The sequence below is a fragment of the Moritella sp. 28 genome (assembly GCF_018219435.1).
In the GTDB taxonomy this organism is placed as follows: domain Bacteria; phylum Pseudomonadota; class Gammaproteobacteria; order Enterobacterales; family Moritellaceae; genus Moritella.
This window is the reverse complement of record NZ_CP056121.1, coordinates 488,885-505,733: the sequence shown is the minus strand read 5'-3', so window position 1 is coordinate 505,733 and position 16,849 is coordinate 488,885. Positions and strand designations below refer to the sequence as shown.

Annotated in this window: 19 protein-coding genes; 5 read left to right on the top strand and 14 right to left on the bottom strand. The window is 41.1% G+C overall.

All coding sequences use genetic code 11. The features are described 5' to 3' along the window. Window positions 1-10: 10 nt before the first annotated feature. The gene (hemE, locus tag HWV02_RS02355) at window positions 11-1,075 is read right to left on the bottom strand and encodes a uroporphyrinogen decarboxylase (protein ID WP_211673930.1); all 1,065 of its coding nucleotides are present in this window, start codon (window positions 1,073-1,075) and stop codon (window positions 11-13) included. A gap of 504 nt (window positions 1,076-1,579) precedes the next feature. Between hemE and rsd the strand changes: the two genes are divergently transcribed. After that, complete coding sequence (gene rsd, locus HWV02_RS02350; RefSeq protein ID WP_211678310.1) at window positions 1,580-2,068, top strand: sigma D regulator; 489 nt, start codon at window positions 1,580-1,582, stop codon at window positions 2,066-2,068. 120 nt (window positions 2,069-2,188) lie between these two features. On the opposite strand, the gene fkpA is transcribed toward rsd, so the two are convergent. Next, window positions 2,189-2,944, bottom strand: coding sequence for an FKBP-type peptidyl-prolyl cis-trans isomerase (fkpA, locus tag HWV02_RS02345; protein ID WP_211689604.1), 756 nt, complete (start codon window positions 2,942-2,944; stop codon window positions 2,189-2,191). A 253-nt stretch (window positions 2,945-3,197) separates the two neighbouring features. Between fkpA and HWV02_RS02340 the strand changes: the two genes are divergently transcribed. Continuing rightward, window positions 3,198-3,419: a SlyX family protein gene (locus HWV02_RS02340; RefSeq protein WP_045111891.1), complete on the top strand. Its 222-nt coding sequence runs from the start codon at window positions 3,198-3,200 to the stop codon at window positions 3,417-3,419. Window positions 3,420-3,583: 164 nt separating this feature from the next. Here HWV02_RS02340 and slyD read toward each other — a convergent pair whose 3' ends face one another. Further along, window positions 3,584-4,156, bottom strand: coding sequence for a peptidylprolyl isomerase (gene slyD, locus HWV02_RS02335; RefSeq protein WP_211673927.1), 573 nt, complete (start codon window positions 4,154-4,156; stop codon window positions 3,584-3,586). A 51-nt stretch (window positions 4,157-4,207) separates the two neighbouring features. Next, window positions 4,208-4,411: a YheV family putative zinc ribbon protein gene (locus HWV02_RS02330; protein ID WP_045111893.1), complete on the bottom strand. Its 204-nt coding sequence runs from the start codon at window positions 4,409-4,411 to the stop codon at window positions 4,208-4,210. Between the two features lie 189 nt (window positions 4,412-4,600). Between HWV02_RS02330 and HWV02_RS02325 the strand changes: the two genes are divergently transcribed. Next, window positions 4,601-6,514 carry an ABC transporter ATP-binding protein gene (locus tag HWV02_RS02325; RefSeq protein WP_211678308.1) on the top strand — a complete coding sequence of 638 codons (1,914 nt, stop codon included), beginning with the start codon at window positions 4,601-4,603 and terminating at the stop codon, window positions 6,512-6,514. Between the two features lie 46 nt (window positions 6,515-6,560). Here the strand turns inward: HWV02_RS02325 and HWV02_RS02320 are convergent, their stop codons facing one another. The 8 genes from HWV02_RS02320 to HWV02_RS02285 form a co-directional block, all read right to left on the bottom strand. Continuing rightward, window positions 6,561-7,601, bottom strand: a complete 1,041-nt coding sequence (locus HWV02_RS02320) for an oxidoreductase (protein ID WP_211689603.1) — start codon at window positions 7,599-7,601, stop codon at window positions 6,561-6,563. 187 nt (window positions 7,602-7,788) lie between these two features. Then, window positions 7,789-8,148, bottom strand: a complete 360-nt coding sequence (locus tag HWV02_RS02315) for a nuclear transport factor 2 family protein (RefSeq protein WP_211678306.1) — start codon at window positions 8,146-8,148, stop codon at window positions 7,789-7,791. A 147-nt stretch (window positions 8,149-8,295) separates the two neighbouring features. Beyond that, entirely contained in the window at window positions 8,296-9,645 is a 1,350-nt protein-coding gene (locus tag HWV02_RS02310) for a hypothetical protein (RefSeq protein WP_211689601.1), read from the bottom strand. Further along, window positions 9,632-10,336, bottom strand: coding sequence for an energy transducer TonB (locus HWV02_RS02305; RefSeq protein WP_211678304.1), 705 nt, complete (start codon window positions 10,334-10,336; stop codon window positions 9,632-9,634). Before HWV02_RS02305 ends, HWV02_RS02310 begins: the two co-directional genes overlap by 14 nt. Further along, a complete protein-coding gene (locus HWV02_RS02300) occupies window positions 10,308-10,709 on the bottom strand; it encodes a biopolymer transporter ExbD (protein ID WP_211678303.1) in 402 nt (133 codons plus the stop codon). The genes HWV02_RS02305 and HWV02_RS02300 overlap by 29 nt, the downstream gene beginning before the upstream one ends. Further along, window positions 10,710-11,216: a MotA/TolQ/ExbB proton channel family protein gene (locus HWV02_RS02295; protein ID WP_211678302.1), complete on the bottom strand. Its 507-nt coding sequence runs from the start codon at window positions 11,214-11,216 to the stop codon at window positions 10,710-10,712. It lies immediately after the preceding gene. A 2-nt stretch (window positions 11,217-11,218) separates the two neighbouring features. After that, a complete protein-coding gene (locus tag HWV02_RS02290; protein ID WP_211689599.1) occupies window positions 11,219-12,655 on the bottom strand; it encodes a MotA/TolQ/ExbB proton channel family protein in 1,437 nt (478 codons plus the stop codon). After that, entirely contained in the window at window positions 12,655-13,470 is an 816-nt protein-coding gene (locus tag HWV02_RS02285; protein ID WP_211678300.1) for a DUF3450 domain-containing protein, read from the bottom strand. Before HWV02_RS02285 ends, HWV02_RS02290 begins: the two co-directional genes overlap by 1 nt. A gap of 162 nt (window positions 13,471-13,632) precedes the next feature. Here HWV02_RS02285 and HWV02_RS02280 point away from each other — a divergent pair, with 162 nt between their 5' ends. Both HWV02_RS02280 and HWV02_RS02275 read left to right on the top strand, forming a co-directional pair. Continuing rightward, on the top strand, window positions 13,633-13,860 hold the full coding sequence (locus HWV02_RS02280) for a YheU family protein (RefSeq protein ID WP_211673917.1): 228 nt from the start codon (window positions 13,633-13,635) through the stop codon (window positions 13,858-13,860). An 86-nt stretch (window positions 13,861-13,946) separates the two neighbouring features. After that, window positions 13,947-14,816 carry a phosphoribulokinase gene (locus HWV02_RS02275; protein WP_211673916.1) on the top strand — a complete coding sequence of 290 codons (870 nt, stop codon included), beginning with the start codon at window positions 13,947-13,949 and terminating at the stop codon, window positions 14,814-14,816. 102 nt (window positions 14,817-14,918) lie between these two features. On the opposite strand, the gene HWV02_RS02270 is transcribed toward HWV02_RS02275, so the two are convergent. After that, window positions 14,919-15,818 (bottom strand): lysine exporter LysO family protein, encoded by a 900-nt coding sequence (locus tag HWV02_RS02270; RefSeq protein ID WP_211678299.1) that lies wholly within the window; start codon window positions 15,816-15,818, stop codon window positions 14,919-14,921. A 23-nt stretch (window positions 15,819-15,841) separates the two neighbouring features. Next, window positions 15,842-16,777 carry a bifunctional precorrin-2 dehydrogenase/sirohydrochlorin ferrochelatase gene (locus HWV02_RS02265; RefSeq protein WP_211673914.1) on the bottom strand — a complete coding sequence of 312 codons (936 nt, stop codon included), beginning with the start codon at window positions 16,775-16,777 and terminating at the stop codon, window positions 15,842-15,844. Window positions 16,778-16,849 lie beyond the last annotated feature (72 nt).

Here is a 16,849-nt window from a genome sequence, read left to right as displayed (position 1 = left end):
AAATTGTAGCTTACTTGTGGTATTGCTTACTCAATTCGCCAACCGCTTCGATGAATACACCTGCTTTTTCAGGTTCAACATCTAAATGGATACCGTGACCTAAGTTCATCACGTGACCATTGCCTGTACCAAAACCAGATAAGATCGTGCTTACTTCTTCACGAATACGTTCTGGTGATGCATAAAGCATTGAAGGGTCCATATTACCTTGCAGTGCAACCTTATCACCAACACGGGCTTTAGCTTCTGCAATATCAATTGTCCAATCCAGACCAATCGCATCACAACCTGTTGCTACGATCTGCTCGATCCATTGACCACCGTTCTTAGTGAACAGCGTAACAGGCACTTTACGGCCATCGTTAAAACGCGTTAAGCCATCAACAATTTTGTGCATGTACTGCAGTGAGAAATCTTTGTAATCTCGTGGCGATAATACGCCGCCCCAAGTATCAAATACCATCACAGACTGTGCGCCCGCCGCAATTTGTGCGTTAAGGTAAGTGATCACTGAATCCGCTAACTTATCTAATAATAAGTGTAGCGTTTGTGGTTCAGCAAATGCCATTTTCTTAATTTTAGTGAACGTTTTAGTACCGCTACCTTCAACCATATAAGTAGCTAACGTCCACGGGCTACCAGAAAAGCCAATTAACGGTACTGAACCATTAAGGTTTTTACGAATAGTACGCACCGCGTTCATTACATATTGTAATTCGCCTTCGGGATCTGGAATACCGATCTTATCAACATCAGCTTTACACGTAATAGGTCGCTCAAATTTAGGACCTTCACCTTCTGAGAAATACAGACCTAAACCCATCGCATCAGGAATGGTTAAGATATCTGAAAACAGAATAGCCGCATCAAGTGGAAAACGGCGTAATGGTTGTAACGTTACTTCACAAGCAAGTTCTGCATTCTTACACAGCGACATAAAGTCACCAGCTTCAGCACGCGTTGCTTTGTATTCTGGTAAATAACGGCCTGCTTGGCGCATCATCCATACTGGTGTTTGGTCTACCGATTCTTTGGCTAACGCACGTAAATAACGATCATTCTTTAACTCGCTCATATCCTTTCCTGAATTGCGGCTCTAATATGGCGTGATTGTAACATTATTCAACAATTGACAAAATATATGACGCCATTTTCACCGTTAATTTAACAACAAGTTGATCATAACAGGGGATTAACGCCAAAATATAAAAAAATAGGCCAAGATTACTGACTGAGCGAAGAAAAAAACAACAGCTTTAAATCGCCTATAACGGCTTACTCATCTATGTTTCAATTAGCGCAATTAATTTACGCAATTAGTACTAATAGAATCAGAGACCTTAATCACAATTAATTAACAAGCTCTCGATACAAAACCAAAAAGCAGTCATAACAAAGGCTTATATGCTATGATTAGACATACAACAGTTTAAAATCAGTAATCGTCCTTTAGTAGATAAATCTATTACTGTGGTGCTAATTAATCAGGTTTGACCAGATAAAATAGTGTTGACGTTTTACGGTAAAAAATTTAGTAATAGGAAACCTTATTTTTTTAAGGGTACATGGAGTAAGTCATATGTTAACCAAATTAGAACAAGCGCAACAAGCTTGGGGCGGCACGCACAACGCCATCGATCATTGGCTAGAAGAGCGACAAGAACTGATTGTCGATTATTGCAAACTCGAAGGCTTACCCCCATTTGAAAAAACCGCCACATTACCCAGCAAAGATGAACTGCAAGCCTTTTGCCAAATATTAATTGATTATTTATCTACGGGTCATTTTGAAGTTTATGACCAAATCGTATCTCAATGTGCAGAATACAGCGTAAAAAGCCTTGCCCTCGCACAAAAAATACAACCTAAGATAGTGTTAACCACAGAAGCATTACTTGAATTCAATGATAAATACGCCGAAGCAAATCAAGATGACGACACTCTCCTCCTATCTTTAGATGAAGATATGTCAAAAATCGGAGAGCTATTAGAACAACGCTTTGAGTTAGAAGATAAATTGCTGTTTACCCTAGCGACTTATCACCGCGAAGTTGTCGACGCAGAATAAGTTCTGTTCATTTGATTTAACTCCAGCCAATAAAAAACCCATTCACATCGTCAGATATGAATGGGTTTTTATTTAACAGCAGCAACCTAAAAATAGAAAACTGCATTGTTAATATTAGTTTTATTGCTTATCTTGACCAGCAATTTCTAATAATTCAACTTCAAATACTAATGTTGAATTTGGTGGAATGTCAGCACCCGCACCTTGTGCGCCATAACCTAATTCAGATGGGATGTATAATTTATACTTACTACCCACGTTCATTAGCGCTACACCTTCAGTCCAACCAGGGATCACACGATTAAGTGCAAATGTTGCTGGTTCGCCACGTTCAACAGAGCTATCAAAAACGTTACCATTTAATAATGAGCCAGTGTAATGCACTGTTACCGTATCATTTGGTGTTGCTTTCTTGCCTGTACCCGCTGCTAGCACTTCATATTGAAGACCAGATTCAGTCGTGGTGATACCTTCTTTTTTGCCATTTTCAGCAAAGAAGTTTTTTGCATCCACTTCTGCTTTTTCGCTTTCTATACGTGCAGCTTCAGTTGATAGCGTATTCATTTTCTCGTCATACGCTTTTAATACAGTCTGTAATTCTTCATCAGATAACTGCGTGGATTCGTTTAACGCATCAGTAATACCTTGAACGATGATTTCCTTATCTAATGGTGCACCTAGCTCTTCTTGACGCTTAAGGGGTGCTACCAAGTTACGTGCAACGATTGAACCGATTGCATAAGCCGCTTGTTGATCTTCAGTGTATGCTTTAATGTCTGTTACTTTTTCTGCTGGAGCTTCTTGTGCTTCTTGACCACATGCCGCTAACAGAGATACTGCTGAAGCGAGTACCGTTACTTTAAAAAATTTTTTCATCGAAATACCTAATTAAAATAATGCAGTGTAATTCCACAACTACGTTCTAAGTTACTTATACCTAATAACTACTTAGTATTATCATAACTATTTGATGCTTCCATACAAGATATTAACAACTATAAATGTAAAAAATGATAAATCATCCAACTTTACTTAATTTTACATCCTATCTAGCCTAGTATTTCAGCTCAAATAAATCGACATTACATGTTAAACTTAGTTCATAAAATTACAGCCATAGCGGAAAAACATGGAAATTCAGCAATTAGAAGAACGTGTTTGTGACTTAGAGATGAAACTAAGTTTTCAAGACGACACTATCGAACAATTAAATAATGCCATTATTGATCAGCAAAAAATACTTGAAGATCAAAAAGTACAGCTGACTTTTTTAATTAGTCGTATAAAAACAATGCAAGTGGGCAGTGGATTAGCAAGCGAAGCAGATGAGACACCACCACCGCATTATTGATACGTGAATGGCTGTGGTTGCTGAGAGCAAAAATAGCAGATTATTTATTATAAATAATAAAATGCCAGTCACAGTAACTGGCATTTTGCTTTTAATTAAACCGAAATTTAATTGTTATTATGGGTCATCGATAATCAATAACCGACCCCCAAGACCACTAACGACTAGTGACCGCCGCAGCAACCGTCTTTTTTCTCTTCTTTTGGTTCTTCAGAACCACAACAGCCGCCTTCATGATCATGGTCGTGTCCGTGGTCATGACCACAGCCGCCAGCGCCATGAATATGACCATGCTCTAGTTCTTCTTCAGTTGCTTCACGAATACCGATAACTTCACCGTTAAATTGCAGTGTACGACCCGCAAATGGGTGGTTAGCATCAACAACGATAATGTCGTCTTCAACAGCCGTTACGATAACAGTACGGTGACCAGCATCAGTGTCAGCACTGAATGCCATACCCGGTTCAACGCCTTCAACACCCTCGAATAACTCAGCAGGTACTTCTTGAACAAGTTCTGGATCATAGATGCCGTAGCCTTGTTCTGGCTGGATAGTTACGTCAAATTCGTTACCTACTGCTAGGCCTTCTAATTCAGCTTCAAGACCAGGAACAAGGTAACCAGAACCCATTAAGAATTCCAGTGGTTGTGAATCACGCGTATCATCGATAAGCTCGCCTTTATCGTCTGTTACTGCGAAGTGTAGTACTACTACTGAGTTTGCTTCAATAAACATATCTATTCTCTTCATTCCTGATTAACTATATATGGTTGTCTTTAAACAAGGCTATTGCTTAAAAACACCAATCATTTGTTCAAAATCGCGGGTGGCGGTACTCACCTCTCCATCGGCTTGCGCTTGGGTATAGCCACAACTGACACATTCAATTGTTTCTACCCCATTAACTTGAAATAGCTGGATCACATCTATTTCATTGCACGTCGGGCATTTAGCGCCGGCGACAAAGCGTTTTTTCTTCCGTTCAACCACTGCAACCTCCCAGTCATTTACGATGTAAGTTAACTTAAATCATCAGCGTATCCTTGCTGATAATTGGTCTATTACCACCGTTTAACTATAAGTGTACTTTATTCTTAGTACAAATTTCAAAGTTTAACATTTTAAACTGCGCATAAATCCGCTAAAATTGCCGCAATTATAGTTACTAATAGCCCTCATATGATCATAGCTAGCGATATTGAACTTCTGCGTGGCGGCAAGCCGCTTATTACGAATACCAGTGCCAAAATCAATCCAGGTCAAAAGGTTGGTTTAGTCGGTAAGAATGGTTGTGGTAAATCCAGCCTATTCGCCCTTATTCGCCATGAAATTAGTTTGGATAACGGTAGCCTAACCTATCCAAGCAGCTGGCAAGTCTCGAGTGTGAAACAGGAAACGCCCGCGCTTGATCGTAGTGCCCATGATTATGTGCTGGATGGCGACACTGAATTCCGTCAATTAGAAGCTGGTCTTGCACAAGCTGAAGCAGCGGATAACGGTAATAAAATTGCAGAGTTCCACGGCAAGCTAGATGCGATTGGTGCTTACAGCATTAACGCCCGTTGCTCTGAACTGTTATCGGGTTTAGGGTTTACAGAAGACAAACAACAACTACCAGTACAGAGTTTCTCGGGTGGTTGGCGTATGCGTTTAAACTTAGCACAGGCACTGCTATGTCGTTCTGACTTATTGCTACTTGATGAGCCAACCAACCACTTGGATTTAGATGCGGTTATTTGGTTAGAAAAATGGTTAAAACAGTACGATGGTACATTAATGCTGATCTCACATGATCGTGATTTCCTCGATGCCATTATTACTAAGATCATTCACGTTGAAGACCAAAAACTAAACGAATACACAGGTGATTACACCTCGTTCGAAAAACAACGTGCCGAGAAACTATCACAACAGCAATCTATGTTTGAAAAGCAACAGCGTGAAGTTGCTCACATGCAAAGCTATATCGATCGTTTCCGCTACAAAGCATCAAAAGCTAAACAAGCACAGAGTCGTATTAAAGCGATGGAGCGTATGGAGCTTATTTCTGCGGCCAATGCCGATTCACAGTTTAGCTTTAGTTTCTTAAAGCCCGAGGCCCTGCCACTACCGTTGTTAACAATGGAAGACGTATGTGCAGGTTATGGCGAAACCTTAATTCTAGATAACATTAAATTGAATCTCGTCCCGGGCAGTCGTATTGGTCTACTCGGTCGTAACGGCGCGGGTAAATCAACACTGATTAAATTATTGTCTGCTGAAATGGAGCCGATTAGAGGCACACTCGAAGTTAACCCTAATTCAAAAGTAGGTTACTTTGCCCAGCACCAATTAGAATTTTTACGCTTAGACGATACGCCACTGCAACACATGGTTCGTCTAGCACCAGACAAAACAGAATTAGAGCTACGTAAATACTTAGGTGGTTTTGGTTTCATCGGTGAAAAAGCGTTAGATATTGTGCGCCCATTCTCGGGTGGTGAAAAAGCACGGTTAGTATTAGCGCTGATCGTATGGCAAAAACCAAATCTATTGCTGCTTGATGAACCAACCAACCACTTGGATTTAGAAATGCGTCACGCGCTGTCAGTCGCCCTGCAAGGCTTCGAAGGCGCAATGGTTGTAGTATCGCATGATCGTCACTTATTACGCTCTACGACCGATGAACTGTATTTGGTACACGATAAGCAGGTATTACCCTTTGATGGTGATCTCGATGATTACCATCGCTGGTTAAGCGAACAACAAAAAGTTGAGAAACAAGCTACACAAGTAGTGAATACAGGCGTCAACAGTGCACAAGCAAAGAAAGATCAAAAGCGTAAAGCCGCTGAACTGCGTAAGTTGACACAGCCAGTACGCAAGCAAATCGAAAAACTAGACAAACAGCTAGAAACCTTAGGCGACAAGTTGACTGCCGTTGAAGCACAACTCAGTGAAACCAGTATTTATGAAGATCAAAACAAAGCCAAGCTAAAAACCGCATTAGGCGAGCAAGCGAAATTTGTTGTGGCGATTGAAGACGCTGAGACCACTTGGATGGACTTGAACGAACAGCTTGAAGAGATGATTGAAGAAAGCGAACACGCTTAACCTATGTAGTAAGTAGAGGCAGATGTTATACCTGCCTCTACTGTCATTACAACGTCACTGATAAAGTCTTACCTAAGCGGCTACTTTCCATAGCTAGTTCAATTAATTTAATATTCAACAACGCTTCTTCTGCTGTTACCGGTGGTTTGGTCTTTAATCGAATCGCATTAGCCATTGTAAGAAAATACTGCTGATAACAACCACGCTCCGTTGTTATTATCTCAGCATCATCAGCGCTATATAGACAACCGTATTGTTCAGCGGTTTCATCAGCCCAGCATGCATCGACAGGTAATACACCCGCAACTAAACGCGCTTCTTGTGGATCTAATCCATATTTTTCATAACTACCTTTCGACCCCTTAACGCTGAAACGTTTATTTGGACCAGCACTGAATAGATCTGCATGCAGGGTTGTCACTTGATTAGGGTAATGCAGTACAAGATTAAAATAATCTACGTTCGTTGAACCCTCTCGCATTATTAAACATTGAGCGGTGATCGCATCTGGCACACCAAACAATGCCAACGCTTGATCAAGCAGATGTGGGCCTAAATCAAATAAAATACCGCCACCATTAGCTGCTTGTTCGCGCCAGCGTTGACGTACTGCAGGCCGGAAACGGTCAAAATGAGATTCAAAACTCTTCAGTTCCCCAATACGATCGTCTTCAATTAATTTTTTAACGGTAAGGAAATCACCATCCCAACGACGATTATGATAAACACTCAGAACAAGCCCTTTCTCGACGGATAATTTGATTAATGCTTCACCATCAGCAATATTGGTGACAAAGGGTTTTTCGAGAACAACATGTTTGTTATTTTCTAAGGCCTGTTTTGCTAAACAAAAATGCACATCATTCGGCGCAGTAATAATAACAAGTTCGGCATCAGAGTTCGTAAGAAGATCATCGGCTGTCGTATAATGAGCTACGGTAGGAAAATCAGTAACAACCGCATCACGCTGGCTACTGCTAATCGCAACTAACTCAAAGTCAGGCAAGCTAGTAATAAAGGGGATATGGAAAGTTTTTGCAGAAAACCCATAGCCGATAACGGCTGTTTTAATCGGTGCTAAAGCCATAGTTATTAACTCTTTATTTATGAAGTAACGGTACGTGTACATCGAATCAAATCGTAATTTAATGTATGTCTATTTGCACGATAAAGTTACACGTGATACCTAAATAAAAAAGTTATAGCAAGAATGTACAGCGGAACTAATCCTATGATAACAAGCCCCGCTTTAAATTATAATGTCTCTCAATGGTTCAAAATAGGCGTTTCCATTGTTCGGTATCGACGAACCACCTTTCTTCATAAATTTTGTCGCCTTCAAATCTGAATAAGACGGATAATGCAGAGAATTCTATCTTATTTGATTTCCACTCAACGATTGAGACAACTTCATTTTTTCCTTCAATCTGACGAAGTTCTGTGATCTCGAAACCAGGTGGAAGTAAGCCTCCCAGCTGGTCTAGCACAGTACGAAACGTCGTCAGCCCTCTCACAATATTCTCCTGTCCCGGCATTATGAATGTAATATCATCCGTGTAATCAGCGACTAAGGTATCAAAATCACCTGCGTCAACGGCATCCCAACCACGCTGTACTATATTAGATAGTTTCATTACGGTTGCCTTCTATATATTTTAATCATTTAACTATAGAAGGTATTTAATCATACTGCTCTAGGCTTTATCAGATAAACAATCTACAAAGGTCGACATACCCAGCATATGCAACTACTTCATCATCACTAAATATGAAATTATGATTTACAACTGTGCTAACCAGCCTTTACTGTAACCTTGATATTGCTTGGTCTGTAATAGCTGTAAATTATCTTTCGCTTGTGCTTTTTTACCTTGTTCAATCTGACTGACGGCTAATAAAAAACGCCATTTGTCAGCCATGAGTAAGGTCTTTTTATCATCGCCCTTAACACCATGAACCAGCAAAGCTGCATACGCTAATTCCGCTTCTGACCAACGTGCTTCTAAATACAATAACTGCGCTTGCTGTTGGTCATGTTTGGCTAACTTAATACCTGCGTCAGCAGCCTGTGCTAAAACAATAAGTGCCATGCTGCGTTCACGCGCCATTAACCACGCATTACTCAAGCCTTTAAAATAAGCGCTATCTTGCTGCAATAATTTATTTTCAGATCCTTCTAAATACACAGCTGCGGCCAATCGAGGCTGTTGTTGCTGTAGATATAGCGAAGCTAATATGCGATAACCTTGAGCGGTGAGAAAACCTCTATTACGGGTGATCGCCAATGTCGATAACGCGGATTTATTCTGCTCTAAAGTCAGGTAGCTATACGCTAATCGTTCCCAATAATCTTTTGCATTAGGGAAGTCCACGACCGCAATTTTAAGGTACTTATTAAGCTGTTTGTCCTGATCTAAACGCTGTAACAAAGCTAATAACAATTGCAGGTAAGATTCATTTTTGGGTACTAATTGATAAGCACGTTTTGATGGCGTAAGGGCGGCTGTTAGCTTGTCTTGTAAATAATAGGCTTGCGCTAATAATGCGGCATTACTGGCTTGTTTGGTTGTAGTAATTTTATATTTGGCGCGTTGTTTGTCATCAAGTTTGTCCACCAGCATAAACCAAGCATTAAGGTGCTTTGCGACCACGCTCCACGACTTAGTTGCTCGTCCTTTCGTCGTAACAGCGTCTGCTGCTAATGATGCGGCTAACTGCGCAGCCAGTTGTTGGAATGTCAGTTGTTGCTCAAGTTCGAGCGATAAACCTAATAACTGATTCACCACCTGGTAGCCTTGCTGATAATCTTCCTGCATGAACAGAACTTGCAGCTGTAAATTACTGGCCAGTAATTGACGTTCTATCGAGTGTTCACGCTGCTGCTGGTAAAAATCAGTGATATCTTTAATCAAAATATTGTTAGATTGAACCTTGGCTTTACTTTGCTTATCGTCTTGTGCAGACATTTTAGTAAAGGCTGTTGTTAAGCTAATATAACGACTATATACCGACGCGGGGACTTGCTTCGCGTTTGCGTTAGTCATTGAAAGCAATAACAATAAAAACATCAAGCATAACGAAGTACCAGATAGCAAGGCTGAACAATGCTGTTTCACTCTAATTAAGTTCAAAACCCATTCTCCATTTTTTCCACACCTTAGTACCGATAGGGGCTTTTTCAAACTCCCAACGACGCACCGATTTACGCGATGTTTTAGCAAAGTAACCACGTGGTTTTTCTTCGATAACCTTAATCTCTTCTGCACGACCATCATCATTAATCAAGATATGTAACACCACATACCCTTCAATCCTGAGGCGTTTGGCTTTATACGGATATTGCGGTTCAGTTTTACGTAATATTTTTGCAAAACCAATTTCAGGTTTACCAGTAGTCGCTTGTACTGCAGTCGCCACTACAATGGGCGTGACCTCGGCTTGGGGTTGAATATAACTCGTGACATCAACAAATTGTGGTGAGACATCAAAAGTCGGCACCGCTAACGCTGGTAAGGTTATATTACTGTTTAAATTAATGTTCTGCACATCGAAACTCGGCTGTATCGATTGTGGCAGTGCGACCATATCTTGCTGTGGTTTCGGCTCTGGGATCACCTCTAACTCAGGAGTAATATCCTGCTCTTCCACATTCGAATCAGTGAACTGACGAAAGTTAATCGTGATCGGATCGTTCACTGGCGCTTTATTCCCGCCAATAGTGAGAGAATAAATTAATGCCGCTAAACTAATATTAACCAGTACTGCCAGTACAAGCGCGATTAAACGAAAGCGTTTACTGCCCCGCTGTTGCAACTGCAACATTGTCCACCCCAGCTAATCTAATTTGATCTAATACTTCAATTAAACGACCGGTATCAACCGTGCGATCGGCATTCAACATCACTGAAGTATGATCACCACTACTCAAGGTCTTTACTCGGCTACGCAATTTGCGGATATCAACGGGTTCGCCTTCAATCCAAACGCCATTTTCAGCATCGATAGACACAACTAAACTCACAGACCCTTGCAGATCATTCGTCGCGCCATCGGGACGTTGAATATCAATCGCATTCATTTTATTAAACGATGCAGTCACTAAAAAAAAGATAAGTAAAATAAACACCATATCAATCATAGGTGTTAAATCGACAGTGAGCGTGTCACTATTATTTCGGCTAAATCGCGTTCTCATTTATATCCCTTTAACAACTAATTTTTGGGCCAGATCTAAGGTCAATAAATTCGCCCGTTTGTTCAAACTGTGACAAAAAAACAAACCAGATAACCCCGTGACCAGCCCCGCTAACGTAGTTAATAATGCTTGGGCAATCCCACTGTTAAATAACTCCGATACACCGAGACTGTCAGACAACACGGCAAAATTATCAATCATGCCATCGACTGTGCCCAGTAACCCTAATAAGGGTAAAACCCCGGTTAAGGTTTTAATAAAAATAAGCTTACGAGTGAGCCGACTTTGTAATTCAGAAATAAAACCATCGCGCACCGCGACTGCCAGTAAATGAGATTGGCCTTGCCATTGCACCCATTCACCTTGGTAGTGTTGAGACAATGCAGGATATTGCAATCCATACTGTAAATAGCAGCGGGCAATCGTCCACCACATCACCACAGACAACAACATAATAACCCAAAAGATCACCGATGCATTGCTAAGAAAATCCATAAACCCAGACATACTTACACGTTACCTATCGCTTGCTGCTGATGAGTCATTACTCGAGGCTCTGCTTCATTGGCATATAAGCTGAGACGCTGTTGACGTTGCGCTAATAAACCTGCACTTTGATGTTCTATCACATGTAAGATACTGTCACTTTTACTCATTAATAAACTGTGTAATAACATCAGTGGTACAGCGGCAATCAAACCAAACTTAGTGGTTAACAAAGCTTGAGAAATACCACTTGATAGCACTTGTGGATCGCTGTTGCCATAAGCGGTAATGGCTTGAAATGTTTCAATCATCCCCGCCACAGTACCTAATAACCCGAGCAGTGGTGCGATAGTCGCCAGTACAGCGATCGATCCTAATCCTTTACGACATTCAGGTAATTCAGCCAAAATCGCTTCATCAAGAAAACGCGCTAATTCATCAGTATTACTGTGTTCGTGACGCTCGGCAACACCGATGATACGGCCGAGTGAGTTATTCGTCAGTTTATCTAATTGTTGTTTTTGTAATTCTATTTTCTTCGCTTCGCGCGTCAGAACCAACAGTCGGAATAAACCGATTATCATACCGATAATACCCACAGCGACAATAATGCCACCGACAACACCCGCGTCAGAGAATATCTGCCACCACGCGCTAGTCTGTGCTGCACGTGCTAATAATGCACCATCGGATGGATCAATCAGCGTACTAACAAAACCTTCAGACGGTTGTGAAAATGCAGCAATACGTGCCGCCATATCCGTTGTGGTTGGCGTTAATAATTGATAACTTTCACTGCCAGCTTGGTATAACAATGGACCCTGTGCTGTAAACGCGGTGAAACCTGCGATTTGCGTAACAGCTAAGGTTTTTTTACTACCATCGGCCATAGTCACTAACATATCCGCAGTCGTCACTTTACTGCTCGCGACCATTTGTTCGGTAAACAATAACCATAAGTGTTTAATAGCAACCAGATCCGGTTCGTAGTTTGCTTCACTGTACGGAGACAGTTGTGTTGCACGTCCTGGCAGTGTTGCACTTAATGGACTTTTATTTAATTGACCACGTAGGTCCTGACTGGCACGGCGGAATTCACTGAACACTTTATCCAGATCAGACTTTTCACTATTGGCCAATTTTTGTTTGGCTAAAATCAGTTTGTTATTGCCAGCAATCGTATTTTGTAACTGAGTCATTTTTTGTTGTAACGCTTGGTTACGCTTAGCTTGTTTCGCTAAATTGGCTTTTTGCGTCGCTAAATTACTTTTAAAACGCGTTAACGCTTCATTATCTATTTTGGTTTCTGCCACATTACTTTGCTGAACTTGCTTTAGCAGGTCATCCAGTGGTGTGGCGTTGACGTTGAACATCAACAAACTAGTGGCAATAATAACGGCGTTACAACGTGTAGACAGAGTACTAAGCACAACCCTAAGTAGAGAGATAGTTATAGTCATTATAGCGCCTCCTGCTGTTGCGTCACTGGAACCGTGTGCGCCTTTAATAAAGATGTTTCTAATAAAGGCAGTGCTAATAACGTCGGTACGGTTTTGTTATCAGCGACGTCATAAGCTTGCTTAACTCTGGCTAACCAGCTGGCTGGTAATGTTAACCAAGTACGGCTGCTGTTATCCCAATAGCCTGCATTGTTATGATCTGGCGTCAGGTAATATAAAGCCACCCGACCAACGCGGATAAGCTGTACGGTTTTGTCCGCATCGCTTAATGGCAATTGTGCTTGCCATGTTTCGATGGTGTCGCCATATTCAGTTTCGATTTGGTAAGCTTCGAGTATTCGGCGATATTTATCCGCAACACTGATATTAGGGTTATTTAATAAACGATTGAGTTCAGCTAAACGTAATTGACGTTCTTGCCATAAGAAAGGGATATCTTGTTCGACAAACAGGGCCAGTACTTGCACCATTTCTTGCATTAACGGGGTCAGTTCCATCCGCGTTTCACGGACATTCGCCATGTTCTTTTCTAAACCGATTAATAATTGCTGCTGTTGCGAGACCTGCTTGTCTAACTGTGCTGTATAAGCGGTCAATACTGCATTTTCACGTAACAAAGCGCGGTATTCACTGACTGTTTCACTGGTTTTGTCATCGAGATCAGCAATATTCTCCTGAGTACGTTGTGCTTGCGCCTGTGATTGCTGCTTGCTATCAATAATATTATCAAGCTCGCTCGTTGCGGGTGCGGCCTGAGCAGGCATCATTAATGTACCTGCAAGTAACCCAATTGACCAAATTGCTGAATAGTTCATGTTATTCCACTACGACTAAATATGAAGTAAGAGTTAGAGAATTATAAATAGAAAAATCTAAATGAGAATCATTGTATTTAAGATGACTGTATTTAGCAAACAATTAGAATAAATATGTTAATATTAGGCGAATTATTGGTAGATACAACGTAGAGCTCAATTATGATTATTCCATATCAACAAATAGATAAGAATACGCTAAATACATTAATCGAACATTTCGTACTACGAGAAGGTACTGATTATGGCCCTCTCGAGATGTCAATGTCAGAAAAAGTATGTCAAGTAACCAAACAACTTGAAAGCGGTGATGTGGTCATCGTTTACTCTGAATTACATGATAGCGTGAACATCCTAGCCAAGAGCGAAGTTCTTAAAAATCCACAATAATCGTGCAAATTTTATACTTGATCTGAAAGCATTAACCTCGTATAACATAGCTCTATTTCCTTAAATTCAACTAGTTGGTCGATCAAATGTCAGCAAAACATCCTATCATTGCTGTGACAGGTTCATCAGGCGCTGGTACATCTACCACTAGCTTGGCCTTTGCACACATGTTCCAGCAAGAAAACATCAAAGCGTCTTTTATCGAAGGCGACAGTTTTCATCGTTATACCCGTCCCGAAATGGATGTGGCAATCCGCAAAGCCCGTGAACAAGGTCGGCATATCAGCTATTTTGGCCCTGAGGCCAATGATTTTGAGTTACTGGAAAGCTTTTTTCAAGACTATGGGCGTGAGGGCAGCGGTAAATACCGTCGTTACCTGCACTCGTTTGACGAAGCCGTGCCGTATAACTTAATGCCGGGTACATTTACCCCTTGGCAAGATATCGAAACGGGGACTGATCTTTTATTCTATGAAGGTCTACACGGCGGGGTAGCAACCAAAAACAATGACGTAGCTAAACATGTTGACCTGTTGATCGGCATGGTGCCAATCGTCAACTTGGAGTGGATCCAAAAATTAGTCCGAGACACTGAAGATCGTGGTCACTCTCGTGAAGCGGTAACAGATTCTATCGTGCGCTCAATGGACGATTACATTAACTTTATTACTCCACAGTTTTCACGCACCCACATTAACTTTCAGCGTGTGCCGTTAGTCGATACCTCAAACCCATTTAGTGCGACAACGATCCCAACCTTGGATGAAAGTTTGGTGGTGATCCGTTTCCAAAGCGTAAAGAATGTCGATTTCCCTTATTTGCTAACCATGATCGATGGCTCGTTTATTTCTGGTATCAATACCTTGGTTGTACCTGGCGGAAAAATGGCACTGGCGATGGAGCTTATCTGTGCGCCATTAATTCGTCAGCTATTAGTTGAAGGTAAAATTAGCTAATTCAAAAATTAATTTGTTCAGTGATTAAATACAAAAAGGGAGACGCTGACTAACAGCATCTCCCTTTTGTTTATCTGGGCTTATTAGCCTAAATGTCCGTGATTAAAGCGCCAAAAACACGCTAATAAATAGCGGTGATGACAGGCTTAAAATAAAACCACTAACAATGGCAAGCGGTACATAACCATTTCCACCTGATTTTTGGATCATTGGCAAGGTAAAGTCCATTGCCGTCGCCCCCGCATAACCAATTGCAGTGGATGGGTATAAACGAATCAATGATGGAATGATTAAAATAGCCACCAGCTCACGGCCTAAATCAATAATAAACGCCGCACCACCAAATACTGGCGATAAGCCATCTGTAATCAAAATACCCGATAACGAATACCAACCGAAACCCGATGCCAAGGCCAAACCATTCGTTAACGGTATCTCGAGTAACAAGGCTGCAGCCAACCCACCAACCCAAGAACTCAGTATCATCACTACCGCAATTTTGATACCCCAAGTATTAAGTAAAATTTCGCGTAATTGCATTCCACTATTACGTAATTGACAACCGATAAACAGTAACAGCAATACCAATGCGCCTTCACTGATTGCATCAATCTCAATCAGTTCTGAAGAAACAAATAAACCCAATATAAAACCAGCAGCAATAACACAAATTAACTGTAGTGATTCTAAAATAAGATGCCATTTACTTAATGACTCCCCTTCTCCCGCTATCGTTTTCGTTAAACGTTTATCCAGTCCCCACAATGCCATTAAGTTCGCGATTGACACACAACTGAGCACCGTAAAACTGTATAATCCGATATTCTGGATATTTTGCGAAAAATTATCCAGATGCGATAAGCTAATTCCCATCAAAAACAAGATCACGTAGATCATTTTATTGGTGCAAACATTAATCCAATGAATATGTTTAGCTTGTTTTAATTCGACAAGATAGCCCAGTACCAAGGGTATGATAACAATGAGAAAACCTGAATACATCTTAAAATCAGTCCTACAAATAATTAAGCGATAACACTAACCGCGTTGAGCTCTGTGGTTAATAAATCAAACTGTGTATTATTATTAATTAACAAACAAACACGCTCACCTTGCTGCTTACGCACTTGCGCTTGCACAACAAAATCATCACTCAGTACAGGATAGCGTTCGGCATCTCGACGGCATAGTTCAACAAAGTCAGCAATATGGTCATCACTGTCCTCGTCGTATAAAATAACATCCGCTTGCTGCATTAAACGCAAGGCTCTTAAACGTAATAAGTCCGTTTCGTCAGGCAGTTGGATTAAATAAATATCACCGTCAACGTCGGTATTTGGCGTGTTTAATTGTAAATCAAACTCTTGTTGTAGTTGCACGGTATCAGTGGCTAGTGTCACGGCTTTAGAGCTGAAAAAACGTTCCCAAAAACGACGTCTTTCTGTCACGCTACTAAACTGTTGCTTGACCCGCTCACGTTGCTCTCCGGCAAATGTACCCAGTTGACCCAGAGTTTCAGGTAATAAGGCTTCAAGTTTCTCACGTAAATAGCGGATCAGTACAGGCGAAGTCCCACCACTTGAGATGGCAATTTGTAATGGCGAGCGGTCGATAATCGAAGGGGTAATGAATTCACACAGTTCAGGTTGATCAGCCACATTGACTAATAAGTTACGTTCACAACAATCTTGCCATACTTGTTTATTAAGCAAAGTATCATCCGTTGTTACCCATACCATCACATAATCAAGGAGATAGTTGCAGTTATAGCCGTCAATAATCACTGTTATTTTGGCATTATCACGATAGCGTTGCAGCGTATCGTTTAAACGTGGGGATAACACAGTTACCTTGGCACCGGCACTCAACAACAAGTCAACTTTTCGACTTGCGACTTCTCCGCCGCCAACAACCAGCACGTTTTTATTATTTACATCCATAAAAATTGGCAAATACTGCATGTGACATCCATTTAAAAGTGCATAAACAGCCGTTAGTATACGGTGCAACCTGCTGATAGTCATCAACATCAC